Raw genomic sequence first — 26,050 nt, forward strand, 5'->3', positions numbered from 1 at the left:
GTTGAAAAGGAGGGCTTATGACGGATCCATTGTTCCTGTCTAAAAGCGCTTTCGCGGTTCGCATCGGCAGGACGCCGAGCTACATCACCTGGCTCAAAGACAACAACCGCCTGGTGTTGTCGCCGGATGGCAAGAAGGTCGACGTGCTGGCAACCGAAGCGCTGATCCTCGAAACCGCCGACCCCAGCAAGGCCGCCGTCGCGGCTCGACACCAGCAGGACCGGATCCAGCGTGACGTTTACAGTCAACTGTCCTCCCTAGTTGAGCCGACTAACACGGCTGCGCCGCAGCAGCCCATCACCGCCAAGGGCCACGACTTCCAGAAGGCTCGCGCCATGCGCGAACACAACTTGGCGCAACTGGCCGAGATCGAGCTGCACAAGGCGCAGGGCTCGCTGGTTTCCAGGGACGCGGTTGAGCTGGGGGCCTATAACGCGGGGCGCCATCTGCGCGACCAGTTGTTCGGCCTGCTGCCGCAGCTCTCGCACAAGTTGGCAACGATGGCTGATCCTTGGGACATCGAAAAACACCTGACGGCGACACTGCGTAAATCACTTGAGGACGCTGAGCGCATGTCCTCCTCCGACCTTGAACGAGCGATGACAACGAGCTGACCTATGACCACGGAATTTCCTGACGGTGACCGTGCGTACCGTGAGGCGTATTTCCGTGGGCTACGTCCTGACCCAGACCTGTGGATCGACGAGTGGGCCGACGAATACATGCGCATCCCACGGGACACCGGCGCCCCTGAGCCCGGCCAGTACCGCACGGACCGGACGCCTTACGCTCGCGAACCCATGCGCTGCCTGTCTCCGGCCCACCCGTGCCGACGAGTCGTCACCATGGTGGCTTCGCAGTTGATGAAAACGCAGATCGCCTTGAACTGGATGGGCGGTCTGATCCACATGGCGCCGTCCAACATCCTGGCGCTGTTGCCCAGCCTGAGCCTGTCCAAGCGCGTCTCCGGGCGGATCAGCAAGACCATCAAGGCAACGCCGGAGCTGGCAAAACGCGTGGCAGCCAGCCGCTCACGGGACGCCCGCAACACCATGGACACCAAGGAGTTCGAGGGGGGCGCCCTGTACGTCACCACGGCGGGCTCTGCGGCCAACCTGTCGGAGCTTTCGGCGCGCTACATCTACGGCGACGAGGTCGACCGTTGGGAGAACGATGTCGGCCAGGAAGGTGACCCCATCGTGCTGGCGGAAACGCGGGCTACCAACTTTGGCCGCAACGCGAAGATCTACTTCTCCAGCTCGCCGACGATCAAGGGCGCTTCGCGGATCGCAGACCTGTTCGAGTCCAGCGACCAGCGTTACTACTACGTGCCATGCCCCTCTTGCGGGCATATGCAGGTGTTGGAGTGGGAGCGACTGTTCTACAACAAGGACTACAGCACGGTTCACTACCAGTGCGCCGCGCCTGAGTGCGATGTGCTGATCGAGGAACACCACAAGACCGACATGCTTGCCCGTGGCGAATGGCGCGCCCATGGCAACGGCGATGGCAAGACGGTGGGCTTCCACCTCAACGCGCTGTATTCACCGATTGGCTGGAAGGACTGGCCCTCGCTGGCCGAGGAATTCGAAGACGCCAAGAAGGCCCAGGCCAAGGGCGACATGGGCCTGATGCAGGTGTTCTACAACACCCGTCTCGCCAAGGTCTGGGACAGCGCGCAAGAGCAGACCAAGGCCGAAGTGCTGATCGCTCGGGCGCGGCTGGAGATCTACACCCTCGGCAGCATGCCGGTTGGCGTAATGATGCTGACGGGCTCTGTCGACGTCCAAGCCAACCGCTTGGAGCTGATGGTGATGGGCTTTGGCGTCGGCATGGAACGTTGGGTGATCGACCACCAGGTGATCTGGGGCGATCCTGCCGACGAACGCACCTGGGCGGTGTTGGACGAGAAGCTCAAGGCCCGGTACCGGCACCCGTGCGGTGTCGCGTTGGCGATCCTGGCAACAGGCGTCGACTCCGGCGGTCACCACACCGATGAGGTGTACCAGTTCTGCCGCGTACGGCGGTGGCGCAACGTGTTCGCACTCAAGGGGGCGAGCAAGCCCGGCAAGCCGGTAATTGCTCAGCGGCCGTCCATGGTCGACGTGACCTGGAAGGGCCAAACCGAACGTGGCGGTGCCGAGCTGTGGTTTGTCGGTACCGACACCGCGAAGGACTGGATCTACAACCGCTACGCCTTCGAGGACGGCCCCGGCTCGCTGCACTTTGCCAACGACCTGCCGGACGAGTTCTTCGCCCAGTGCGTGGCCGAGCGCAAGATCGCCCGATACGTCAAAGGCTACAAGCGGATCGAGTGGGTCAAGGGCAAGGCCGAACGCAACGAGGCGCTCGACCTGATGGTGTACTGCCTGGCAATGGCGCATTACCTCGGTATCAACCGATACCAGGAACACGACTGGGAGCGGGTGCGACAGTCGCTGGCCCAGGCGGGTTTGTTCGATGAAAAGGTGGTCGCCGCCGAACGTGTCACGGTCGCCGAGCAGGCTCCCGCGACACCGCAAGTGGTGCCGCAGGCCGTTGCACCGGTCGCCCAACCGCGACCCGCCGCACCCCCACAACGCCGCAGCTCCACCAGCGGTTACCTGAAGAGACGTTGATATGTCGTTTACCCCGAAGCACCTCGAAGCCATCGAGCGCGCCATTGCACGCGGTGAAAAGACCGTGCGCTACAGCGACCGCACGGTGGAGTACCGCTCCATTGACGAACTGCTCAAGGCCCGCGACGAGATTCGCACGTCGCTGAGCCAAGCCGCCGGACCGCGCTCTCGCGTGGTTCGGCTTTTCCACGGAGGCAAAGGACTCTAATGGCCCGACATTATCCGACGCTAACCCGTAACGGATTCTTGCTGCCGTCGAACATCAAGGCCAGTTACGAAGGCGCCGGGGAGGGCCGGCGTTCGGCCAGTTGGGAAGCCAGCGACAACGGCATCAACAGCATCAACACTCCAGCCCTGCGTAACCTGCGCGCTCGCTCGCGGGCGGCGGTGCGCAATGACCCGTACGCGTTCAACGTCATCGACAAGCGTGTCAGCAACCTGATTGGTACCGGCATCACGCCCAGGCCGACCACGGATGACGCTGCCCTGCGCAAGCTGAAACAGCAGCTGTGGGATGACTGGGTGGATGAGGCGGACGCCGACGAGCTGACCGACTTCTACGGCATGCAGGCCCTGGTGGCGCGCACTGTCGAAACAGCCGGGGAGTGCTTTGTGCGGCTACGGCCGCGCAGCCCGAGCGAAGGTTTGGCTGTGCCGTTGCAGCTGCAGGCGCTGGCCCCGGAGTTTGTCCCCCACGACAAGTTCGAGACCGCCAAAAACGGCAACGTGATCCGCGCCGGGATCGAGTTCAACCCGGCCGGCAAGCGTGTGGCGTATTGGATGTATCGGTCGCATCCACGCGATTCATCGTCTTTGAATGCCGGATACAACCAGTTAGTGCGTGTACCGGCGGCACAGGTGCTGCACATCTTCGAACCCATGGAGCCGGGACAGTTACGCGGAGTGCCGCGTTTGGCGCCAGTGTTAAAGCGCCTGCGCAGCCTGGACAACTACGATGACGCCGTGTTGTTCCGCCAGGAAGTGGCGAACCTGTTTGCCGGTTTCATCAAGCGACCTGCACCAGAGGCGGGGCCGCAGACTCGCAACCCCGTGACCGGAGAGTTGCTGGTCACCGACCGCGACGGCTTCACGCCGATGGTTGCCCTGGAGCCGGGCACGATGCAGGAGCTGGCGCCAGGTGAAGAGGTGGAGTTCTCCAAACCACCGGACGCCGGCAACAACTACCCGGACTTTATGCGGCAGCAGCTGATGGCTGCTGCGGCGGGTTCGGGCACGCCCTACGAGATCCTCACCGGCGACATGCGCGAGGTCAACGACCGGGCGCTGCGGGTGGTGCTCAACGAGTTCCGGCGACGCCTGGAGCAACTGCAATTCGGTGTGTATGTGCACCAGCTGTGTCGCCCTGTGCGTGCTGCCTGGATGGATATGGCGGTGTTGTCCGGCGCCCTGGTGCTGGAGGACTACGCGCAACGTCGACGCGAATACCTGCGCACGCGTTGGGTGCCGCAAGGCTGGGCCTACATCCAGCCGGTGCAGGACGTGCAGGCACGGCGGATGGAAGTGCAGGCGGGCTTTGGTTCGCGCAGTGAAATGTGTCTGCGTAACGGTTACGACGCGGAAACCATCGACGCAGAAAACGCCGCCGACCTCGCAAGGTCCACGGACCTCGGCCTCAACTACACGACTCTTGATGCCATCGAGCCGATTGATGACAAGGAACAATTATGAGCAAAAAGACGAAGCCCCGCGTTTATGACAAGGCGGGCAAGCAGGTCAAGGTGGCCGACAAGAGCTGGTACACCTTCCAGGCCAGCGGCGAAGCCGAACAGCGCAACATCGAGATCTTCGTCTACGGGGAGATCGGCGCCTGGGGCGTCACCGCCAATCAGTTTGTGCAAGATCTGCGCGCCATGGATGACGGCGCGTCACCGGTGATCGTCGCGTTCAACAGTATCGGCGGCGATCTGTTTGACGGCCTGGCGATCCACAACGCGCTGTCGCGCTTGGGCGAGCGCTGTACCGGGCGCATTGATGCGCTGGCGGCCAGCGCCGCCAGTGTCGCGGTGTGCGGCGCTCACCGGGTGGTGATCGCTGCCAACGCTTTGTTGATGATCCACAACCCCTACACCTTTACCGGTGGCGATGCTGAGGACTTTCGTCGTGTCGCTGATGTGTTGGATCAGACCCTGGAAGCGATCATCGCGGCTTACAAAGCCAAGGCGCCGGACATCGACGAAGCCGAGCTGCGGCGCATGGTCAACGCCGAGACCTGGCTCACCGCCAATGAAGCAGTTGCGTTGGGTCTGGCAGATGAAGTGGGTGACGGCCTCAAGGTCAGCGCTTGCCTCGGCCAAGGCAGCGTGCTCCAGCGTTTCCAGCATGCACCGCCTGAGTTGCTCGCCCAGCTGGATGAAGAGCCGGATGCCGAACCGAAAGAGCCAGTTATTCAGCCTGATCCGGCTCCTGTGCTGGACGCCGCCGGATTGGCACTGCTGGTCACCAAGAGTTGTGCGGCGGCCGGCATCAGCAACCTGGTAGAGCAGCTTCTCGCTACCACCAAGCTAGAGAGCGAAGCGGTAGTCACGGCGGCGCTGAGCAGGGCTAAAGCCCTTCACGGCCTCTGCGTTGCTGCACGGCTACCTGAGCTGACTGGCGAGTTCATCGCAGCTGGTCTGGATGAAGCTGCGGTCAGGGCGCGCCTGTTCGACAAGCTGGTGAGCAGTGGCGGCGGCTTTGAAATCAACAACAGTCTGCCGCTGGACAATGACCCTGAACCCACGGTCAAGGCCAAGCAGGTCGACACCCAAACAATCTGGAGCAGTCGTCAGGCGGCTCAGAACGGAACCTCGAAAGGAGCAAGAGCATGAAAACTGAATCGATGCACGCGGGAGAGTTCCTGCTGTCCGAAGGCGCTGGCAACATTTCCCGCGAAGCGATCAACGTCGCCGCTGGTGCTGCACTTGAGCCGGGCCAGATCCTGGGCCTGATTACCGCCACCAGCGAATTTGCGCCCTATAAACCAACCGCCGAGGACGGCACCGAAAACGCCATCGCGATCCTCTACGGCCCGCTGGGCGAGTCCGATGTTCCTCGTCGCGGTCGTGCTGTCGTGCGCTTGGCCGAGGTCAGCGAAGCCCACCTGACCGGCCTAGACCCGGCCGCCGAAAAGGCCCTGGCGTCCCATTTCGTGATCGTCCGCTAAGGCGATCCCCCTGTTCAATCATCCCGCCGAGTGCGGGATTTTTCATTTCTGGAGAGTACCCCATGGCTGAGATCGCTATTTTTGAAGACGACGCGTTCAGCGTCTCCTCGTTGACCGCTGCAATCAATGATCAGGAATACCTGCCGGGCCGCATCAGCAGTCTGGGTCTGTTCCACGAAGAGGGCATCAGCACGTTGACTGTGCAGATCGAGAAGGACGGCGACACCCTTGCCCTGGTGGCATCGGGTGAGCGCGGCACCTCGGGCCAGGTGGTCGGCGGAACCAAGCGTCAATTGATCCCGTTCAATACCGTGCACCTGCCGCAACGATTCACCATCACCGCAGATGAGATTCAGGGCATCCGTGCCTTTGGCACCCGTAGCGAGTTGCAGTCGGTGCAGGATGTGGTTAACAAGAAACTGGCAAAGGCCCGGCGACAGTTGGACGCCACCCACGAATTTCAGCGTATGGGCGCCTTGAACGGCCAGGTGCTGGATGCCGATGGCAAGACGGTCCTGTTGGACATCTATAAAACCTTCGGTGTGAATCGTCAGAAGCTTTCGATGGGCCTGAACAGCCCTGACACTGAGCTGCGGGTCAAATGCGGCGAAGCCTTGGATATGCAAGAGGATGCTCTGGGCAGCATCACCAGCACCGGATCCCGTGCTTTGTGCGGCAAGAACTACTGGAACAAGCTGATCGTCCACCGCTCAGTCAAAGAGACTTACCTCAATAGCCAGCAAGCCGCCGCCTTGCGCGGTGATGCTCGTGAGAGCTTTGAGTTCGGCGGGATTATCTGGGAGCGCTATCGGGGCAAGATCGCAGGCGTTTCGTTTGTCCACGACGACAAGGCGCTGCTGATCCCCGAGGGCGTGCCTGAACTGTATATCTCGCGCTTTGCCCCGGCTGACTACATGGAAACGGTCAACACCCAGGGCATTCCGTACTACAGCAAGATCGAGCCGCTGCCGTTTAACAAGGGCGTGGCCGGGGAGGCCCAGTCCAACCCGCTGCACCTGTGCACGCGACCTCGGGCGCAGATTCTGCTGGAGATGTGACTGTGGCCTTCCGCGACCTGATCGACGACATCGACGACGTGGTGTTCGAGACCTTGGGCGACAGCGCCCTGATCGAAGGCCGCGCCGAACCGGTGCTGGGTATGTTCGCGGCGCCGTGGAAGCAACCGCAATTCGGCAAGGTCCACACTGGCCTGCGAGAACCTCGCTTTGAGATTCGCGTGAAGGATTCGGCCGGGCTGAAGCATGGGTTGCGCGTCACTGTAGACCTGCCGTCGCTGGATGGCGGTGGCGACTACGACCTGCTGCAGTTGGCGCCTGGAGGCGATGGCTTGGTGGCCTTGATCTTGAGGAAACGTGCATGAGCGTCGGCAGCTACGTACATAAGACGCGGGACAGCGGGATGCTCAACATCCAGCCGTCAGCGGTGCATTCCCAGGCGCTACGCGAGTTCGGGCTGTTAGTGCCCAAGGCTGCTGCAGCGGCCCAGCGTCGAGCGATCAATAAGACGCTGGGCAGGTTACGCACCCACATCGCCCGCGCCGTGGGCAAGCAGGAGCGGATCGCCATCGGTGCCGTCCGGCAACGCCTTCGGGCGTACCCGGTCAGCGGCGGTGCGACGCGCGGCAAATTGTGGTTCGGGGTCAACGCTATCGAGGCCAGTCGCATCGGGAAGGCTCGGCAAACCCGTGCCGGTGTGTCGGTGGCAGGGCGACGTTACCAGGGCGCGTTCTTCAAGCAGGTGTATGGGGGCAGTCCTGATATCTGGATCCGCACGTCGAGCAAGCATTTCAACGCCGCGGACTACCCCGGCAGTACACAGGGGCGGCGCAGCTCTGGCTTCATCGCAGAAAGCGACAACCGCTTTCCGCTGGCGAAAGCCAAGGTGTCGCTTGACCAGGTGCGACCGCACTTCGATAGCTGGGTCAAACGCGCCGATGAAATACTGCTGGAGATCCTCAAGCAAGAACTCAACTTTGAACTGCAGAAGTACCTCAAGGGGACCGCCCGTGTCTGATCAGCCTTTCAGCCTCGACCAGTTGTATGGGGCCATCGAGCAGCACCTGCAGGAACATCTACCGGGGATTCAGGGCGTGTCGTTCTGGCCGGATCTGTCGGCGGAGACCACCCTTCCTACGCCCGTGGTGCTGCTGGAAATGGCCGAGATGGAGCCGGCGCAGGACACCGGTACCGGTGAAACATCGCTGACCTGCAAGTTCGAGGCGCGAATCATCGTCGACTCGATCAGCACGGACCCGCAACGTCAGGCTGTGCAGCTGGCGTCTCAATTGGCGGTGCTTCTGCGCGGGCAAAGCTGGGGCTTGGAGGTCGACTGCGCGCAGTTCGTACGCTCCACCCAGGACTGGACCAAGCCCGAACTGGACGGCTATTTCGTCTGGCTGGTGGAGTGGGATCAGACAGTTTACCTGGGCGTTGAGGAGTGGCCGTGGCCGGATGAGCCACCAGGCTCGCTGGTCATCGACCTTGGGCCGGGTGTCGGGCAGATCAAGCCGGGGGATCTGCAATGAGTTACGCCACGGCTCAGCATGATCGGATGATCGCTTCCACGGTGATGCCCTGCGTTGTGGTGGCGGTAGATTTGCCTGCCGCCATGGTGCGTGTGCAGTCGGGCGATTGGATTAGCGCGTGGGTTCGCTGGCACAGCCAAGCCGCCGGCAAGGCGCGCCATTGGCGCGTGCCAAGCCTGGGCGAGCAGGGCGCGTTGATCAGTCCCAGCGGGGAGGCGGCGATGGGTACTTTCCTCCCCGGTCTGTACGGCAATGCCGGCGCGCAACCGGACAACCGCGACCATGTCGAGGTTTTGCGTTTTGATGATGGGGGCTCTCTCGTCTACGACTGGCAGGCCCATAGCTACACCATCGATCTGCCGGCGGGCACCGTCACGGTCAAGGTCGGTGGCTCGGTGCTGGAGATGACACCGGACAGCACACGACTGGTATCGGGCGCGATCAATCTGGTGGGGGCTGTCACCATCGACGGTACAACCCAGATTAACGGCAAGTTGAATACGACCGGCGACATCAACAGTGCCGGCAAGGTCATCGACGTCGGCGGCAACACACCGAACCATAAACACTGATCCAGACCCGCCTAGTGCGGGTTTTTTGTTTTAGGAGCATCCATAGATGAGCAAGAACAAACCCGACAGCCAGGACGAGATTGGGCCAGGCCGCGTGTTTCGCGACACGCTCTACACGTCGCGCACGCTGATACTTCCCGATGGCAGCGCGCTGGCCGTGACTAAGGCCAGCGTGACGGCCGCCACCGAAGAGCAATTCGCTTTCCTCAAGACCCACCCGGAACTGGTGCAGGAGTAATCCCGATGATCGGAATGGATCGCCGCACCGGCCAACCGCTGTCCGGGCTCGACCATCTCCGGCAGTCCATCGGGGACATTCTCTCCACGCCGGTCGGCAGTCGGCGGATGCGACCTGAATACGGCAGCCAGATCCGACGCTTTGTCGACCTACCGGTTAACGCCGGTTGGAAGAGCGCGGTACAGGCCGAAGTGGCTCGCTCGCTGGGGCGCTGGGAGCCGCGGCTAAAGCTCGAGCAGGTGCAGGTCGTTGCCATCGTCAGCGGGCGCATCGACTTCAAATTAACCGGTGAATACCAGGGCGAACGCCTGCTGCTGGAGGTATCGGCATGAGCACAGTGGATTTATCGGCACTGCCGGCGCCGCAGGTGCTGGAGGCCTTGGACTACGAAGCGCTGTACGACGAAGGACTCGCTGCCTTTCGCGGGTATATGGGCGATAACTGGTCGGCGGGGCTGGAGAGCGACCCGGTAGTCAAGCTGGTGGAGCTGGGGGCGTACGGCAAGATGCAGAACCGGGCGCGGGTCAACGACGCGGCCAAGGCTCTGATGCTGGCGTATGCCGAAAAGGAGGATCTTGATCAGCTCGCGACCAACGTGAAGCTCAAGCGACTGGTGATTCAGCCAGCCAACCTGCTGGCGGTACCGCCAGTGGAAGAGGTCAGGGAGTCGGACGATGCCCTGCGTGAGCGCATCCAGTTGGTCTATGAGGGGCTGACCACCGCCGGCCCGCGTAACAGTTACATCTTCCATGCGCGCAACGCCTCGGCGCTGGTGGCCGATGCCACGGCAGAAAGTCCATCACCGGCCGTAGTGGTGGTGACGGTGCTAAGCCTCAATGGCAACGGCAAGGCCGATCAGGCCCTGCTCGACCAGGTATTCGCCAAGCTCAGCGATGATGACATCCGCCCAGTAGGCGACCGGCTCATGGTGCAGAGCGCGCAGATTCTGGAGTATCGCATCGACGCGGTGCTGCACATGATCGGCGCGGGCCCTGAAAACGACGCCTTCCTGTCCGAGGCTATCAAGCGCCTTGCGGCCTGGGTCAACCCGCGAAAACGCCTGGCCCTGGAAGTAGCCCGATCGGCTATCGATGCGCAGTTGCATGTCGGTGGTGTCGGCCGGGTCGAGCTAAAAAACTGGGTCGACTTGAAACCGACCAAATTCCAGGCGGCCTATTGCACCGGTTTCAGCGTTGTCCTGGGGGGCTCGACATGACCAGTCTGCTCCCCTTGAACAGCACACAACTGGAGCGCGCCATTGAGGCCGCCCTGGCCGAGAAAACCGAGATCCCGCTCCGTACCCTGTACAACCCGGACACCTGCCCGGCGCATCTGCTGCCTTGGCTGGCCTGGACCTGGTCGGTCGACCGCTGGGACAACAAATGGTCGGAGGCCGTCAAGCGCTCGGCCATTCGCTCCGCGTTTTACGTGCATGCCCACAAGGGCACCATCGGCGCGTTGCGCAGGGTGGTCGAGCCGCTCGGCTACCTGATCGAAGTGCTGGAGTGGTGGCAGACCACGCCCGAGGGGATCCCCGGCACGTTCGCCTTGAAGGTCGGCGTGCTGGACACCGGCATCACCGAAGAGATGTACCTGGAGCTGGAGCGCCTGATCGACGACGCCAAACCCGTCAGTCGGCCGCTGACCGGACTCGCGATCAGCCTCGAAACCCAAGGCGCCATAAACATCGGTGTCGCCCTCTACGAAGGCGACGTAATCGACGTCTATCCACCCGTGCAACGTGACATCGAAGTCACGGGCTACATCGGCGTGGTCGGGCGCGAACACAGCATAGACACTCTGGACGTTTACCCATGATTGATCGCAACTCGCAATTTATGGCGATCCTCACCAATGTGGGGGCCGCGAAGCTGGCTAACGCCAATGCCCTGGGCATTCCCTGGAACCTCACTGCCCTGGGCGTTGGGGATGCCAACGGCACTGACCCGGTCCCCAGTGCAACCCAGACCAAGCTGATCAACGAGAAGCGGCGGGCACCCTTGAATCAACTGCGCGTCGATCCGGTGAACGCGGCTGTGATCATTGCCGAGCAGGTGATCCCTGCAGACGTCGGCGGCTGGTGGATTCGCGAAATCGGTCTGTACGATTCGGACGGCGACCTGGTCGCGGTTTCCAATTGTGCGCCGAGCTTCAAGCCGGCGTTGGACCAGGGATCAGGCCGCACACAGATTGTGCGGATGAACTTTATTGTTTCCAGCATCAACAACATCGTGTTGAAGATCGACCCCGCCATCGTCCTGGCGACTCGCGAGTACGTTGATCTGGCTATCACCGAGGCTATCAACAAGCAGGACTTCAAGCATTCGGTGCTTGTGGCTACTACGACAAACATTGCCCTGACTGGTATCCAGACAATCGACGGCGTTTTGTTGGTGGAAGGCTCCCGGGTGCTGGTGAAGGACCAGACCCAGGCCAAGGACAACGGTATTTACGTTGTAGCTGCTGGCGGCACCTGGAAGCGTGCCCAGGATGCAGATGCCAGCGTCGAGGTGACACCGGGCCTATTTGTCAGCGTTGAGAAGGGCACGGCCAACGGCGACAGCGTTTGGCAGCTGGTTACGGATGCGCCGATTGTATTGGGCACCACTGCGCTGACTTTTGAAGTGGTAGCAGGGCGCACGGGCATTACCGCTGGAACCTATCGTAGCTTGACCGTGGATAAATATGGCCGCGTGATTGCGGGCACAAGTCCCGCCACGCTTGCAGCCTATGCAATCGATATCCCCACACAAGCCGAGGCAGAGGCGCAAGCCGACCAAGACAATACAAAACCGATGACGGCACTTCGCGTATTCCAGGCGGTTGCGAAAAAATTAGGTCTCATGGCACAGACGGGACTAGCTGATGCCACCGTAGGAAAGCTGATGCTTGTCGGCGCAGGTGGCTTGATGGGAGCCGTTGAACCCTTCGGTGACCCGAATGCTATCCCATGGCGGACCGGTCATTTTGGCGCGACTGCGGCTTCCGCCGCGAACGGACCACCCGGTGCGACCCTCGGCGATATGGTTTTCCAGGAGGTCTATAACGCCAACTCCGCCGCGCAGCATTGGACCTGTTATTCGTCAGCTCACAAATACACCAGACGATGGAATGTAGGGGTTTGGTCGGCCTGGGATGAGGACCTGACGGTGGCAAGCATTGGCGCGGTGATGACGGCCACGCAGTCTGAAACTAATTCAGGGGTCAATGACACCAAATATATTACCCCGAAGAAATTCGCGGCCGGTGTCGCGGCTTTGATCATTCAGGCCACCGAAGCAATCAGGGGTATCGCCAAACTTGCAACGATGGCACAGGTTGATTCTGGATCGGGTGATGACGTCATTGTCACGCCGTACAAGATGCGGTTTGGTTTTTACCTAAGCCTTGCCCAAAATGGGGGCATTGTTTTCCCTAAATGGATGGGGGGAGTCGTTATTCAGTGGGGGTCTTCGGCAGTAGTCCCCCTTGATGATCGTCTTACAGTGAGCTTTCCGATTGAATTCCCCAATGCCTGCCTGGTAGCGCTCGCAAACTATAAAGGCGCCGCAACGGTATCCAATCATAGTCAGTCCTACGGCGTCGCGAACTTCACAAAAACTTCGTTTCAGATAGAGAACCAGTGGGTTTACAACGCAAATGCGCAAAATTTCGCAGGCGTCTGGCTAGCAGTCGGTTACTGATCATGGGTAATGGAGATAATCATGCAGCGTTTTTATAGCCCATCAACTGGGTGCTCTTACTTGACATCAATTCATGGCGATAAAATGCCCAAGGATGTCTTGAGAATCACCGAGGATGTGTATCTGGCGGTGATTGGGAACCCCACGCCTGGCAAGATTCGTGCTCATGACGATAAAGGGCTTCCGTATTTGATTGATCCACCTGCGGTCGTCCCTGATCCAATCACACAGGAGCGTGAGTGGCGCGACGCCGAACTTTCGTCTGTTATGTGGCTGCGCGAGCGTCACCGTGATCAGAAAGAAAGTGGCGTCAATACAACGTTGTCAGATGAACAGTTCTCCGCGTTGTTGGTTTTCCTCCAGGCTCTGCGCGACTGGCCGCAATCGCCGAGCTTCCCGGAAATCAATCATCGGCCAGTCGCACCCGCTTGGGTCGCCGAGCAAACCAAATAACGCCCCGCACTGACGGGGCGTTTTCTTTTCCGCAGTACGCACACGAACCAATCTCGGCCTCGCTTATGCGGGGCTTTCTCGTTTCTGGAGTTCAACCATGAGTGCAAGTGGATTCTTTCACGGCGTCACCGTGACTAACGTCGACACCGGTACGCGGCCAATCGCCGTGCCGTCGTCTTCCATCATCGGCCTTTGCGACACGTTTACGCCTGGTCCCAATGCCAGCGCCTTGCCCAATCAACTGATGCTGATCACCCGCGAAAGCGAAGCCATCGCCGCGTGGGGCCCAGATGCGGCGATCACTAAGGCGGTCAAGGCTATCTATGTTCGCTCCAAGGCAGTGATCGTCGCCTGCGGCGTGGAGAAGCTGGCCGACGCCGCTGCGCAGACCTCGGCCATCATTGGCGGGGTTCTGGCGAATGGCACCCGCACCGGCATGCAGGCGCTGCTCGATGGCAAGAGCCGCTTCAACGCGCAGCCCCGTTTGCTGGCTGCGCCCAAACACACCGCGACACTGGCCGCCGCCACAGCGCTTGTTGCCCTGAGCGACAAGCTGCGTGCTCTAGCGATCATCGACGGCCCCAACACCACCGACGAAGCCGCTATGGAATACCGCGAAAACTTTGGCAGCAAGCGCGTGTTCTTCGTCGACCCTGGCGTGAAGTTTTGGGATACCGCGCTCAGTGCCACCATCGACGCACCCAGTTCTGCCTGGGTCGCAGGGCTCTTCGCTTGGACGGATTCGGAGTACGGCTTTTGGGCTTCTCCGTCGAATAAGGAGTTTGTCGGCCTCACCGGCACCGGTCGCCCAATCGAGTTCCTAGATGGCGACGAAACCTGCCGGGCCAACCTGCTCAACAACGCGCAGATCACCACCATCATCCGGGATGACGGCTACCGCCTGTGGGGCAACCGCACCTGTTCAAGCGATCCGAAGTGGGCATTCGTCACCCGCGTGCGGACCATGGACATCGTCATGGACGCGATCCTCTACGGCCACAAATGGGCGGTTGACCGCTCGATCACCAGGACATACGTCAGCGACGTAACCGAAGGTCTCGCCGCGTTCATGCGTGACCTGAAAAACCAGGGGGCGGTGATCAACTTCGAGGTGTTCGCTGACCCCGTGCTGAACACGGCCAGCCAGCTGGAGCAGGGCAAGGTCTACTGGAATATCCGCTTCACCGATGTACCGCCGGCAGAAAACCCCAACTTCCGCGTCGAGGTCACCAACCAGTGGCTGACCGAAGTCCTCGACACCAACGCATAAAGGAGAGCCGCCGATGGTTCCGCAAACGCTTTACAACATGAACGCCCATATCGATGGCGTCAGCTTTGCCGGGGATATCACCAGTGTGACCCTTCCCAAGATGACCCTGAAAACCGAAGAGCATCGCGCCGGTGGGATGGATGCCCCGGTCGAGATGGATCAGGGCATGGAAAAACTGGAGGCCAGTTTCGCCGGCAAAGGCGTACGCCCTGAAGCCATGAAGTTTTATGGCTTGGCTGATCAGAATGCATTCAACGCTGTGTTCCGTGGCTCCTTCAAAGGTCAGAGAGGTGCGACCACTGCGGTGGTCGCCACCCTTCGCGGCATGCTCAAAGAGATCGATCCGGGCGACTGGAAAGCCGGTGAAGCGGGCGAGTTCAAGTACGCAGTCGCGGTCAGCTATTACAAGCTCGAAGTAGCCGGACGCCTGATGTACGAAATCGATCCGATCAACTGTGTTCGGGTCATCAACGGTGTGGATCAACTTGCCGATGTCCGACGCGACCTTGGCCTGTAAGGAAACCTTTCATCATGAGTACTCTGAAAAAAATGCCGACTTGGCTGACCCTTACCCCTGAGAGCGCCGCTATTACGCTGTCACGACCTAGCGAGATTAACGGTGTCATGGTCGACCGACTGACTTTGCGTTCTCCTACCGTGCGTGAAGTGCGTGCCGCCAATGCCACCAGTGGTGGCGACGATGAGCTGCGCGAGATGCATCTGTTTGCTTCCCTCTCCGAAGCCGGTACCAAAGATCTGGAGGGGCTCAAGCTGACGGACTACCAGCGGCTACAAGCCGCCTACTTTCGCCTGGTGCAGGATGACGGGGTTTAACGCCTCCCTTCAGAAACAGGTCGCGAAGCGTTTGGCTGCGGAGTTCTCCTTCGCGGCCAGCGAAGTCGAGACCATGCCCTTTTCCACGATGATCTGGTGGCTCACGGACTGAGCCCCGCATCCCTGCCCGGAGTAATCCCATGGCAAACAACCTGGCGCTCGGTCTGGTCATCGGCGGCGTCGTCAGCTCCACCGTCGGCGCCGCCTTCAAGGACGTTGAAGGCCGCATCAAGAAGCTTGGCGAAACCGGCACCAAGGCCCGCGTGCTGCAGAGCACCATCGGCGACACCATCCGCTTGCGGGACGAATGGAAAAAGGCCCACGACACCGGTGCCGCCTCGGCCGGTGATCTGCTGAAAAAGCTGGAGAACAACCTCAAGACCCTGAAAGAGCAGGGTATTGAGGTCGGCAAACTGCGCAAGGAATATCAGGCCCTCGGCCAGGTAGCGCGTGGCGCCGAACTCAAGGCGCTGGGCCACACGCAGATCCAGCAGGGCAAAGAGGGGATGAAGAACTCCCTCGGCAAAGCGGCGGCGCTGACGGCGTCGTTGGCGATTCCGACCAAGGTTTCTGGTGATTACCAGGCGCAGATCCGCCAGATGTCGTTGTGGGCCCACACCGCCGGTACTGGCGACGAGGCCGAACTGGCAGCGAGCATCAGCAAGGTCGCGGCGGAGAAGGGCATCAGCCAGCAACTGCTGGCGAAGTCGGTCGGCGCCTTGATCGAAAAGGGCGTGGAATGGGATGTGGCCACCGCCTATGCCGGGCAGATCGCCGACCTGATCGACGGCCAGGGCATGGAGCCTGAAACCATCGCGACCCTGATCAACTCCTTCAAGGAGGCGGGAGTAAAGCAGGGCGACATGGCGGCGATGCTGGGCCAGGTAGCAGCGGCCGGTGACATCGGCGCGTTCGGCCCCAAAGACATGGCGCGGTATCTGCCGGCCATGCTCGGCAACATCAAGCGCCTGGGCATGGAAGGCCCCGAGGCGGTGCGCTTCCTCGGTGCCAGCCTGCAGTCGCAGTTCTCGCAAACGCAGGACGCGGCGGCGGCGGCCACCAACATGAACAACCTGCTCAACGCCGTGATCAGCAGCACCAGCCAGGAACGGTTCGCCAAGGAAGGCTACGACCTGGCCGGCTCGATTCTCGCCGCGACGAAAAGCGGCAAGGCAGCCAACCCGGTCGATGCTTTTATCATGCTCAGCGAGCAGTTGATCAGGAAGCAGGACCCGGCGAAGGCCAAGAAAATCGAGGCTCTCAAGGCCAAGATCAAGGCGTCGGCGGATGGCAGTGCCGAAGAGGAGCAGGCCATGATCGCCCTGACCGAAGCTGCCGGGTTGGCGAACATCGTCAGCGATCAAAGCGCCAGTGCGGGTCTGCTCGCGCAGATCAAATATGGCGACAAGATCAAAGCGGATATGTCGACCATCAAGGACACGGATGGCAAGGCCAAGATCGAGGCAGACGCGGCGAAAGCGCGAGAAACGTCCAACCGGAAGTGGGCCTCCGCGACTGCCGGCATTGAATCATCGATGACGCGTATCGGTGATGCTGTGCGGCCGCTGACGGACATTGCGGCGGATGGGCTGGCGAAAGTGGCGTACGGGCTTGGGGAGTTGGCTGGGAAGTTTCCGACAGTCATCAGTGGGGCGACGGTATTAGCCGGTGGCATTGTTGCACTGGGTACTGTCATGAGCGCGTACAAGATGGGCAAAGGCATGCTCAATGTCGCTCGAGGCTCGTTGATGGGTAACCCCAATATTCCGCAGAAAGTCATCGTGACCAATATGCCGGTTGGCGGGCTTGATGGTGGCGGGCTTGATAGCCAGGGCAAGAAAGGCCGAAGGGGGAAAGGTCGTAAAGGACGGGGCGGGCGGCCGGGGATTGCCAGTGTCGCATCCACGGTGCCGGTCGGAGCCACTGCCAGCCGACTTGCGCCGAGGGCCATGATGGGCAAGGGCCTCGGATTCGCCAAGGTAGGGGCGCCCATGGCGCTGATCGAGGCGGGGTTGATTGCTGCTGACACCTATCAGAACGCCGAGACCCGCGACGAAAAAGCCGAGGGCTACGGCAACGCCGCCGGTACCTTAGCTGGCACGCTGGCCGGTGCTGCAGCTGGGGCCGCGATTGGTTCGGTGGTGCCGGTGATCGGCACGGTGGTTGGCGGACTGATCGGCGGATTCCTCGGGAGTTGGGGCGGCGGTGAACTAGGTAGTGCGGTGGGCAAGGCTGCGTTTGGTGGGCCGGATGCCCCGATAGGACGTTTGGCTCAACCTTCGCCGTTACTGCTGCAGAAACCAAGCGGGCCGAGCATCTCCCGACTCGCGCAATTGGCGCCGACTCCTACCTCAGGCCCACTGATGGGAGATGTCGCTCGTTCGCTGGCAACGGCTCCACCAGCAGCGGCGGTGCCCGCATTGCTCAGTGCCGGTGCAGCAGCAAAGCCGGACCCTGCTCGCGTCGAACAGGCCTGGACGTTCGCCCCAACCATGCCGGTGACTGTGCAGGGCGACGTCAAGGATCCACGGCAACTGGCGCAGGAAATGATGCCGTACATGCGTCAGTTGTTCGAGGAGTTCAGCCGGGAGCAGGCGCGGCGCAATCTGTTCGATGCCCCTCATATTTAAGGAGCTGTCATGACTTACATGGAGCAACTGCAATCCGGCTTCAAATCCCTGGTTCAGGCCGGGGAGGCGGGTCGGCACAGCATTGACGATATGATCGGCCCGGTGAACGGGGCTATTAGCGAGATCAGTGGTGCAGCTGAGGAGATCGCCAGCTTGCCAGGTGTTCCGCCGGAGGTAGGTGCAAAGCTACAGCGCGTTATGCGTGGGATCGGAGCAGCTCAATCCAAAGTAGGGACTGTGCTCGCCACTTACAGCAAGGCTAGCCGTACTATGTCGGGCATTGATGAGCGTATGGGAACGCTGAAAGAGCAGGCTTACAGGGCAGCGACGGCAATCAATCAAATCGCGGGACAGATTGATCCTAGGTTGGCGAACATTATACCCACAAGCGCGTTGGCGCCGAATGCCACACCGATGGCGGAAGCGGTGAAGCCGTTTCCGCATCTGTTGATCCTGCAACCGCTGCAAACCAACACCCAACCGTTCTACTTCAACCTGGACACGGCGGCGTTTGATGAACTACGCCGGCAAACAGAGTTCCGCTGGGCCTCGCAAGAGCGCCTCAGTCGTCGGCCGGCGCAGCAGGCGGTGGGTATGGGCGAGGAGAAACTCAGCCTCAAGGGCACAATCTTCCCCGCGTTCAAAGGTGGACTTAAACAGCTGGATACCCTGCGCTCGATTGGCGCCCAGTTACTGCCGTTAAACCTGACCACAGGCTACGGCGTCGTGCTGGGCACCTGGTGCCTGCGCAGCCTGGAGGAAGAACAGGGCGCCCTGTTGGCCGGCGGGATCCCGCGCAAGCAAACCTTTAGTTTGGAGTTCACGCGCTATGGCGATGATATGCAGGACATCTGACGGGGATCTGCTGGACACGTTGTGCTACCAGCATTACGGACATTTGAATGGCACGGTCGAGGCAGTGCTGATGGCGAATCGGTTGTTGGCGGATGAGCCGCAGCCGTTGCGCACGGGGCTGTTGATCACCTTACCCGACATCGAGCAGCAGACGGTGGAACAGGTGCAGTTATGGGATTGAGTCTCGGGGAGCATGTATGAAACCCATCTTTCAGATTATCGCTGACGGGGCTGATATCACGGCCTTGATCAACGACCGTCTGCTGCTGTTGCGCACATTGGACAAGCCAGGCATGGAATCGGACGAATTCGAGTTGCGCATCGATGACCGCGATGGCGCGGTCGCACTCCCCAAAAAAGGGGCTGCGATACAGGTCTTCCTGGGCTACCACAGCAAAGCACTGGCCCGCTTGGGCCGCTATACCGTCGACGACATCGAAGTCTCCGGCCCGCCCGACACCTTGGTCATTCGCGGAAAGGCCAGCGATATGCGAGGCAGCGGCAAGACGACCCGTAGCGGTAGTTGGGAAAATGTGCCGCTGTCCAAGATCGTCAGCGACATTGCCACACGCAACGGCTGGAAGCCTGAATGCCCGGTGACTACGTCCGTGCCCAGGGCCGACCAGATGAACGAGTCGGATTACAACTTCATCACCCGGTTCGCCAAGGACCATGACTGCACGGCCAAGGTCGCCGACGGCAAGCTGCTGGTGCTGCCACGTCAAAGCGGGCAGACAGCCAGCGGCAAGAGCCTGCCGGCGATCACCATTCGCCGCAGTGACGTAAGCCGTTGGCAGTTTCGCTTCACCGACCGCACCACTCAGAAGGCCGTCAAGACCAACTACCAGGACAAAAAAACCGGTGAACTGGTGAACCTGACCTTGGACAACGACGACGCGCCTGCAGGGCTGCCGCCCGTTCATACCGATCGGCATATCCATCCGAACAAATCCGCCGCTGAGCAGGCGGCCAAAGCACGACTCGCGGCTTTCAACCGCTCAACCGCTGAGGTTCGGCTGGAGATGGTAGGGCGCACCGATCTGTTTGCTGAGCGGCAAATCAACGCGCAGGGCTTCAAGGAAGGTTTGGACGGCGAGTTTCTTGTCGACTCGGTGGAGCAGGTATTCACCCAGTCCGGCTGGAGCACCACAGTGGAATGCAACGCAGGGAAGAAGGGTAAGGCCAAGGCGGCCGGTAAGAAAACGAAGAAGTCCAAGGAGGTCAAAGTCCTGGAGTTGTAACTGGCCATACCCGCTTCACCACCCGCCGCCATCGAGCGGTCTTTTTTTTGCCTGGGAAAAAGCGATGTCCATCACCGAGCAACAAGTCCAACGCATCATGCCCAACGCCCGCCGACAAGCGGGCGTTTTTGTATCCGCGCTAAACGCGGCCATGACCAATCGCAGGATCGATACACCCAAGCGCCAGGCAGCCTTCCTTGCCCAGGTCGGGCACGAGTCCGGCCAACTGCAGTACGTACGCGAACTGGGAGGCGATAAATACCTCAGCAAGTACGACACCGGTCCACTGGCTGCAAAGCTGGGGAACACGCCCGCTGCTGATGGTGACGGACAGCGGTATCGCGGCCGTGGGCTGATCCAGATCACCGGCCACGACAACTATCTGCGCTGCAGCCTGGCGCTGTTCGGCGACGAGCGACTGCTGCGCACGCCGGAGCTGCTGGAGCTACCGCAATGGGCGGCAGAGTCTGCAGCGTGGTTCTGGTCCGCGAACGGCTTGAACATGCTCGCGGATCAAGACCAGTTCAACACCATCACCCGCCGGATCAATGGCGGACTTAACGGCCTGGAAGATCGTCTGCAACTGTGGGCCAGGGCGAGGGCGGTATTATGCGTCTCTTCGACCTGATCCCCGCGCAGTTCCGCATCGCTGCCATTGCATTGCTGCTGGTGGGATTGGCCGCTGGCTCTGCTGCATTAGCCTGGACCGTTCAAGGCTGGCGTTGCGGCGAGCAATTGGAGCGCCAGGCCCGACTGCATTCGGACACCCTCAAAGAGTTGTCACTGGCCTCTGCCGCCTTACAGCGTAATGTGCAGGACAAGCGCTTTGCCCTCGAGCAGCGCCTGCAGAACAAAGATGAAATTCACCACAAGGAATTGATCGATGAGCAAATCAAGCAGGCTCGTCTGCGTGATCGCCTGGCTACTGCTGATCTGCGGCTGTCAGTCATACTCGCCACCACCGACGCCGCCAGCAGCGGTTCACTGCCAACCACCACCACCCCCGGCCGCGTGGTTCATGGCCCCACAAGAGCCCAACTTGACCCAGCGCATGCTCAACGAATTATCGGAATCACCGATACCGGTGACCAAGGATTGATCGCCCTGCGGGCCTGCCAGGCCTATGCAAAAGAAGTCTCAACACCGAAGTAAAAGGAGCGGCCGGACAGGACGCGTCAACATCTAGCCCGGCCACCTTCACCGCAGATTGTCCCTGCAAGTAACCTGATGCGTGTGGCGCGGGCGCCCGACCTGGCAAAATTAGACTTGGCCCTAGAGCATGCGGAGGGTTTTGTGGAAGGTGTGGAAGCCTCACGCGCAATAAACTCGGCTGCCATCCAAGAGTTGTTCGTGGTCTTGGAGCGTGCAGGTTCGGCTCGTCGTGAAGAACTGGCGACATGATTGTCAGTCGCAGGGCCTGAGGAATCACCATGAGAATTTTGGATGGTTTGGGCGTCGTCAATTTGCCGCCTTCGATTCGCACCCGCGCTACCGATCACTTTGCAAAGCTGATACTTGCAGAAAACCCGCACGCATTGCTTTTGGTTAAGGTGCAGGCGCAAGGTTTTGTTGAAGGGCTTGAGCTAGTCCAAGCGCTGAACACCGCTACCATTGAAGCTATGTATTTAGCGATCGATCACGTGGCGTCTGGTCGTTTGAAAGAGCTTTTAATGTGATCGGTGAGGCGATTCATCCATATCTAGGGCCGAAGCCCGCATTCGCGGTTTATGGGCGACATACAAATATGTCAAACGCGTGAAGCCTTCGCTATTCCAGCCTGTTTCGTTGGCCAACGAAGCGGAATTATCAATATTCCCAATCTCTAAGAGAGCACGATTTCTTTACGTATACACAAACGTTGGGCTCCCAACGGCGGATTGGCGGCTGTCAGATCCTTGATACGGGCGGAGCCATGGCGCCCGCTCAGCCCGTCCAGGTGAGGGCTCTGGTCCTTGCAGCGACCAATTCCCGAACGGCGAAAAATGAAAAGACAAAAAAATAGACCAATATGGTTGGAAAAATACCAATATGGTTTATGATGCGTCTGCAGCCCGCCTCAGCCGACTTGAACTGGCTTAACAATGACCTCAATCTGAGGAAGGTGGGGCCTACTACACGGAGAGCTTCATGCAATCAACACTAGCCGCTGCAATATTGTCACTGTGTGCATTTTTGCTCCTTATTGGCTGCTCATCAGTTTCAGAAGCTACGGAAGACAAGCAGAAAAACGTCGGACAATACTATGTCCAAAGTGGGTACATCTATGGGCCGGAGATGTCTGGCAAATATTACATTTTAAATAGGTACATATACGGCCCAAAAAATGGAGGTGTTTATTATCTACCAGCAGACTATGACCCAAAGAAATTTGGCCCGTTTTATATCTGGGGACCTAAGAAGGGTGGGCAATATTATATTCAAGGCAATTATATTTTCGGGCCACCTGGAGATTTACCATGGATGACAAGTGACGAGTAAATTAGCCGCTAGCGATGCCAACTAAACATATCTAATCGAATGACTCCGATCTTTTGTAGACTTGTCGTTGAGCTTAGCTTATTGCACATACAGCTCTACCAATTAGAAGTAAAAACGAATACTTTTATTTATTAAGATTTTTGCGCGCTCGCATTGCTGTTAATTAAATAAATCTATTTGCTGTAGTAGAATGGAGTTCTTATGGTTTTTAAGAGTGCGATTTCAATTGTCAAGCATCACTATAAAGCTTTCTTAATTTTAAACTTTATTTTTTACGGGCTTTTTGTAATTAGTTTCTGTTTGACATTGATTGTACCTGAACTACAAGGCTACGTTAAACCAAGTATTGATCAGGCATATATCGAAGAAGGAGTGTTAAAAACGGTCGCGGATGCATATGGTGGAAAAAACTTAGTCTTAGCAGTGACTTTAACCTTCGTCGTCAATCTAAGCGTCGCTATCGGATTAACGACTCTGCCGTCTCTCATAATTCCGTTTGTGGGAATTTTAGCTATCTTTCACCGTGCGATATTATGGGGAGTTATGTTCGCTCCCGTTGGGCCATACCCAGAAACGCTCATCCCTCACTCAATGACCCTTGTGATCGAAGGCCAAGCCTACATCCTGGCCGCGTTCGCAGCTTACGTCCATGGGCGATCGTTTTTTTGGTCAGATCGGTACGGTGTGCTTTCGCTGGGTGGTTACAAGGAGGGATTGGTATCAAGCCTCCATGTCTATTACTTGGTGGTTCTCACGCTTCTGATAGCGGCGGTCTACGAAGGCATTGAGGTCATTTATTTCATACCGCTCTTCCTTAATTCTTGAGAAAATTGGAAGATGGGCATTGTATTCCTAGAATTTCAGCTCAATACAATGCCCAGACTGACCAAATCCGAAATAGACGCCGAGATCATAGACAGAGCCGCTGGGCTGTTTGCCAAGCATGGTTTCGAACACACCTCGCTGCAGCAGATCGCGGATGCTGTGAATTATTCGAAAGCAGGATTGCTTCATCACTACCCGAGCAAGAAGGCCATTTACGAAAAAGCGCTTAGCACCGGCGTTGATCAAATGCGAGCGGTGCTCGCCCAGGTCGAAGGTGCTCCGATAGGCAAGGAGCGTGATCTTGCTGTCGTCGAAGCAATGATCCAGATGGCGCTCGACTGGCCTGGATTGTCAGCATTTACGAACCAGCTCACTCAAAATGAGCAGAACATCGAGCCAGCTTTGACCGAAATGGGCTTGATAATGTACTCGGCACTGGGGATCGATACTGCGTCTATAAGTATAGATCGCATGATTCGAGTGACAGTCGCATTTACTGGGCTGGGTGTTACAGCTGCGCTCTCTGCTCGTTTAGATCTAAAGCGTGAATGGCGACCCTATATCGTCCAAACCGCAATGGAAGCACTTGGTCACGGTGATAGATAAAAAATTAAATGCGGATCATCAGAGAATTTGTTTTCTTTGATATCCCATATTTACGAAGACATTCTTTCCATTTTAGGGGAACTGTATGTCAAAGCTTGCTGAGTTTCGTCAACTCCAAAAGCTTTTAGCAGAACAGCTGCGGACGCTCGAGAATTTTAAAAGCGACTCTGGCCTGAAAAAAGAAATAGAATTTGAGGTAAAGCTCCGCGAGCTGATGGCGGAATTCGGGTATAGCCTGAAAGATGTGATCACACTTTTAGATCCGCACGGTAGTCGTCTCAACCCTACCATCTATAAAAGCGCTGCTTCGCGTAAGCTCGATAAATGAGGGTTTATAAAAACCCGCATACGGGTGATGTTATTTAAACCAAAGCTGGGAATCATAAAAAGTTAAAGAAAGGAAGTCTGCGCACGGCTCCGAAACTGTCGAATCTTAGTTGAAAAAAGTGAACATTATATTATGAGCAAAGCGCCTCTTGGGGATTTGTTTGTCACGAGAAAAGCTGTGCGTCTTCTACATAAAAATGGCGAAACGTCAGATTATTATTTTTGAAATCTACGCACCAGCTTGATAGCCAAACGCGGCATAATCGTAACTGTCACCCAACTGCGCTACGCGAACAACAGACACCTTAATTCATTTTAGCTACGAGATGCTGAATCCAGCCGACGAAATAGACTTCTTTACAGTTGCGAGTAATAAGTATCTCCAATAAATTTTTCTTAGGCGACAGTTCATTGATCTGTCTCTACTCATGTACGCATAGCGAAACGCAAATAGCGAGGTTTAACGCTAGAACGAATGTACTTATTTATTGATCCTCTGGGCTCTAATCTGCTCAATAATCCTAACCTTCAAGGTAGTGCTCAGTACTACCCAGTCTGTAAGGCTTTAATTCAAGGCTTTAGATGCTCAAAGCTGATCGGGCTCGAATAGCTGCGAACAAATCAAAATGTTCAGCTAAACATACCAAACCAATATAGTTGAATATCTACCAAAATGGTTTATATTCTGTCGCGTGCGCCGAAACGTGCGACGTCCCCAACCTTGACGAACACTGGAGAATCAAAATAATGAAGGCAATGTTGTTAATATTTTCAGTCTTTCTACTTTCAGCTTGCGTAACTGATCAATTGGATACCGGTTTCGCGCGCCTTCGCGGCCAGCCAGTTTCTGCGGCTATTGACAGGCTCGGCGTACCAACTAGCGAGCGAACGCTTGCTGGGCGTCACGTTTATACTTGGAAGACTTCTCAGCTAGTCTCGACTTACCAACCGTCGAGCAACGTCACTACCGGAAGCATTCCTGGCCAAAATGGAAAAACAAAATACAGTAGCACCTCAATTGGCGGTACAACCGTGCAGATGAACGCTACTTGCAAGATTGAGATAGAAGTTGACAATCAAGAATTAATAAGAAATAGCTCGTACGATGGAGATGTCGGCGCTTGTGGGAAGTTCGCGCAGGCTCTTAGTCGCTGATACTTTATAATTAATTGGACACGGAAATCCATCTAAATGCCTACAGAGATATTTTCTAAGGCAGGGATTTCCGTTACCCATAAATTTAGAAGCGCTACTAGCTGAAGCCGCAATTTTTCGTCCTAAAGATGATTCATCTGCACGATAGCCGTGTCGGCCAAAAATGCCTTGTCTACAATCAAGGATCAGATTTTGATTGACTATTTCGCCGGCCCTATTATTCGAATGTCCACGTTCCATGGAATGTGGACAGTTGCGAATTCGTTCGCTAGGCATGGCAGTACCCATGGACGATCTATGCGGACTGTTAACATCGCGCTAATCAGATGCAGCCCAACAACCACCGAGGGGACCTAGCTACTTCGAGGCGCCTGGTGATTAGGATTCTTAGCCCAGTGCATTCTGTAGCCACCGGCAGCTATTGGCCGGTTTCTGCCGTCTGTTACGGGCAGCAATTGGCCGATATCTGCCTGTCGCGAGGGCCGTAATCGACCTAGAGCAGATGCCCAGACATTCAAACCAAACAAGTAGATAATCGACTGCTATCCAGCCATTTC

At 58.2% G+C, this 26,050-nt stretch carries 30 protein-coding genes and 1 pseudogene; all 31 read left to right on the forward strand.

What is annotated here, in order from left to right:
- Nucleotides 1–17: 17 nt before the first annotated feature.
- Nucleotides 18–614, forward strand: a complete 597-nt coding sequence (locus HX868_RS17260) for a terminase small subunit (protein WP_177003709.1) — start codon at nucleotides 18–20, stop codon at nucleotides 612–614.
- Between the two features lie 3 nt (nucleotides 615–617).
- Entirely contained in the window at nucleotides 618–2,618 is a 2,001-nt protein-coding gene (locus HX868_RS17265; protein WP_177003710.1) for a phage terminase large subunit family protein, read from the forward strand.
- 1 nt (nucleotide 2,619) lies between these two features.
- Entirely contained in the window at nucleotides 2,620–2,826 is a 207-nt protein-coding gene (locus HX868_RS17270) for a phage head-tail joining protein (protein WP_177003711.1), read from the forward strand.
- Nucleotides 2,826–4,307, forward strand: a complete 1,482-nt coding sequence (locus tag HX868_RS17275; RefSeq protein WP_177003712.1) for a phage portal protein — start codon at nucleotides 2,826–2,828, stop codon at nucleotides 4,305–4,307. Before HX868_RS17270 ends, HX868_RS17275 begins: the two co-directional genes overlap by 1 nt.
- Nucleotides 4,304–5,446, forward strand: a complete 1,143-nt coding sequence (locus tag HX868_RS17280; protein ID WP_177003713.1) for a head maturation protease, ClpP-related — start codon at nucleotides 4,304–4,306, stop codon at nucleotides 5,444–5,446. Before HX868_RS17275 ends, HX868_RS17280 begins: the two co-directional genes overlap by 4 nt.
- Nucleotides 5,443–5,781 carry a head decoration protein gene (locus tag HX868_RS17285; protein WP_177003714.1) on the forward strand — a complete coding sequence of 113 codons (339 nt, stop codon included), beginning with the start codon at nucleotides 5,443–5,445 and terminating at the stop codon, nucleotides 5,779–5,781. The genes HX868_RS17280 and HX868_RS17285 overlap by 4 nt, the downstream gene beginning before the upstream one ends.
- A 62-nt stretch (nucleotides 5,782–5,843) precedes the next feature.
- The gene (locus tag HX868_RS17290) at nucleotides 5,844–6,839 is read left to right on the forward strand and encodes a major capsid protein (RefSeq protein WP_177003715.1); all 996 of its coding nucleotides are present in this window, start codon (nucleotides 5,844–5,846) and stop codon (nucleotides 6,837–6,839) included.
- A gap of 2 nt (nucleotides 6,840–6,841) precedes the next feature.
- A complete protein-coding gene (locus HX868_RS17295; protein ID WP_177003716.1) occupies nucleotides 6,842–7,162 on the forward strand; it encodes a head-tail joining protein in 321 nt (106 codons plus the stop codon).
- Entirely contained in the window at nucleotides 7,159–7,815 is a 657-nt protein-coding gene (locus HX868_RS17300) for a hypothetical protein (protein WP_177003717.1), read from the forward strand. The genes HX868_RS17295 and HX868_RS17300 overlap by 4 nt, the downstream gene beginning before the upstream one ends.
- On the forward strand, nucleotides 7,808–8,326 hold the full coding sequence (locus tag HX868_RS17305) for a hypothetical protein (RefSeq protein WP_177003718.1): 519 nt from the start codon (nucleotides 7,808–7,810) through the stop codon (nucleotides 8,324–8,326). The genes HX868_RS17300 and HX868_RS17305 overlap by 8 nt, the downstream gene beginning before the upstream one ends.
- Nucleotides 8,323–8,898 carry a phage baseplate assembly protein V gene (locus HX868_RS17310; protein WP_177003719.1) on the forward strand — a complete coding sequence of 192 codons (576 nt, stop codon included), beginning with the start codon at nucleotides 8,323–8,325 and terminating at the stop codon, nucleotides 8,896–8,898. The genes HX868_RS17305 and HX868_RS17310 overlap by 4 nt, the downstream gene beginning before the upstream one ends.
- A gap of 46 nt (nucleotides 8,899–8,944) precedes the next feature.
- Complete coding sequence (locus tag HX868_RS17315) at nucleotides 8,945–9,136, forward strand: hypothetical protein (protein WP_177003720.1); 192 nt, start codon at nucleotides 8,945–8,947, stop codon at nucleotides 9,134–9,136.
- Nucleotides 9,137–9,141: 5 nt separating this feature from the next.
- Nucleotides 9,142–9,468, forward strand: a complete 327-nt coding sequence (locus HX868_RS17320) for a GPW/gp25 family protein (protein ID WP_154846971.1) — start codon at nucleotides 9,142–9,144, stop codon at nucleotides 9,466–9,468.
- Entirely contained in the window at nucleotides 9,465–10,352 is an 888-nt protein-coding gene (locus tag HX868_RS17325) for a baseplate assembly protein (protein ID WP_177003721.1), read from the forward strand. The genes HX868_RS17320 and HX868_RS17325 overlap by 4 nt, the downstream gene beginning before the upstream one ends.
- Nucleotides 10,349–10,954 (forward strand): phage tail protein I, encoded by a 606-nt coding sequence (locus HX868_RS17330; protein ID WP_177003722.1) that lies wholly within the window; start codon nucleotides 10,349–10,351, stop codon nucleotides 10,952–10,954. The genes HX868_RS17325 and HX868_RS17330 overlap by 4 nt, the downstream gene beginning before the upstream one ends.
- Nucleotides 10,951–12,819, forward strand: coding sequence for a phage tail-collar fiber domain-containing protein (locus tag HX868_RS17335; protein WP_177003723.1), 1,869 nt, complete (start codon nucleotides 10,951–10,953; stop codon nucleotides 12,817–12,819). The genes HX868_RS17330 and HX868_RS17335 overlap by 4 nt, the downstream gene beginning before the upstream one ends.
- Nucleotides 12,820–12,840: 21 nt before the next feature.
- Nucleotides 12,841–13,272, forward strand: coding sequence for a phage tail assembly chaperone (locus HX868_RS17340; RefSeq protein WP_246355540.1), 432 nt, complete (start codon nucleotides 12,841–12,843; stop codon nucleotides 13,270–13,272).
- A gap of 97 nt (nucleotides 13,273–13,369) precedes the next feature.
- Nucleotides 13,370–14,542 carry a phage tail sheath subtilisin-like domain-containing protein gene (locus tag HX868_RS17345; protein ID WP_177003724.1) on the forward strand — a complete coding sequence of 391 codons (1,173 nt, stop codon included), beginning with the start codon at nucleotides 13,370–13,372 and terminating at the stop codon, nucleotides 14,540–14,542.
- Nucleotides 14,543–14,555: 13 nt separating this feature from the next.
- Nucleotides 14,556–15,059, forward strand: coding sequence for a phage major tail tube protein (locus tag HX868_RS17350; RefSeq protein WP_177003725.1), 504 nt, complete (start codon nucleotides 14,556–14,558; stop codon nucleotides 15,057–15,059).
- A 14-nt stretch (nucleotides 15,060–15,073) separates the two neighbouring features.
- On the forward strand, nucleotides 15,074–15,376 hold the full coding sequence (locus HX868_RS17355; RefSeq protein ID WP_177003726.1) for a phage tail assembly protein: 303 nt from the start codon (nucleotides 15,074–15,076) through the stop codon (nucleotides 15,374–15,376).
- Nucleotides 15,377–15,516: 140 nt separating this feature from the next.
- A complete protein-coding gene (locus HX868_RS17360) occupies nucleotides 15,517–18,006 on the forward strand; it encodes a phage tail tape measure protein (protein WP_177003727.1) in 2,490 nt (829 codons plus the stop codon).
- 9 nt (nucleotides 18,007–18,015) lie between these two features.
- Nucleotides 18,016–18,861, forward strand: coding sequence for a phage tail protein (locus tag HX868_RS17365; protein ID WP_177003728.1), 846 nt, complete (start codon nucleotides 18,016–18,018; stop codon nucleotides 18,859–18,861).
- Entirely contained in the window at nucleotides 18,836–19,042 is a 207-nt protein-coding gene (locus HX868_RS17370; protein ID WP_177003729.1) for a tail protein X, read from the forward strand. Before HX868_RS17365 ends, HX868_RS17370 begins: the two co-directional genes overlap by 26 nt.
- 16 nt (nucleotides 19,043–19,058) lie before the next feature.
- Nucleotides 19,059–20,102, forward strand: coding sequence for a phage late control D family protein (locus HX868_RS17375; RefSeq protein WP_177003730.1), 1,044 nt, complete (start codon nucleotides 19,059–19,061; stop codon nucleotides 20,100–20,102).
- Between the two features lie 64 nt (nucleotides 20,103–20,166).
- A complete protein-coding gene (locus tag HX868_RS17380; RefSeq protein WP_177003731.1) occupies nucleotides 20,167–20,730 on the forward strand; it encodes a glycoside hydrolase family 19 protein in 564 nt (187 codons plus the stop codon).
- The gene (locus HX868_RS17385) at nucleotides 20,712–21,254 is read left to right on the forward strand and encodes a lysis system spanin subunit (RefSeq protein ID WP_177003732.1); all 543 of its coding nucleotides are present in this window, start codon (nucleotides 20,712–20,714) and stop codon (nucleotides 21,252–21,254) included. The genes HX868_RS17380 and HX868_RS17385 overlap by 19 nt, the downstream gene beginning before the upstream one ends.
- Nucleotides 21,255–21,532: 278 nt before the next feature.
- Nucleotides 21,533–21,778, forward strand: a complete 246-nt coding sequence (locus HX868_RS17390; RefSeq protein WP_177003733.1) for a hypothetical protein — start codon at nucleotides 21,533–21,535, stop codon at nucleotides 21,776–21,778.
- A 451-nt stretch (nucleotides 21,779–22,229) separates the two neighbouring features.
- A complete protein-coding gene (locus HX868_RS17395) occupies nucleotides 22,230–22,580 on the forward strand; it encodes a hypothetical protein (protein ID WP_177003734.1) in 351 nt (116 codons plus the stop codon).
- A 201-nt stretch (nucleotides 22,581–22,781) separates the two neighbouring features.
- A complete protein-coding gene (locus HX868_RS17400; protein ID WP_177003735.1) occupies nucleotides 22,782–23,405 on the forward strand; it encodes a hypothetical protein in 624 nt (207 codons plus the stop codon).
- Nucleotides 23,406–23,417: 12 nt separating this feature from the next.
- Nucleotides 23,418–24,011 (forward strand): TetR/AcrR family transcriptional regulator, encoded by a 594-nt coding sequence (locus tag HX868_RS17405; protein WP_246355541.1) that lies wholly within the window; start codon nucleotides 23,418–23,420, stop codon nucleotides 24,009–24,011.
- A gap of 85 nt (nucleotides 24,012–24,096) precedes the next feature.
- Nucleotides 24,097–24,448: pseudogene (locus HX868_RS17410) on the forward strand (histone-like nucleoid-structuring protein, MvaT/MvaU family).
- The last annotated feature ends 1,602 nt before the right edge of the window (nucleotides 24,449–26,050 follow it).

The sequence above is a fragment of the Pseudomonas reactans genome (assembly GCF_013385825.1).
Taxonomy (GTDB): Bacteria; Pseudomonadota; Gammaproteobacteria; order Pseudomonadales; family Pseudomonadaceae; genus Aquipseudomonas; species Aquipseudomonas reactans.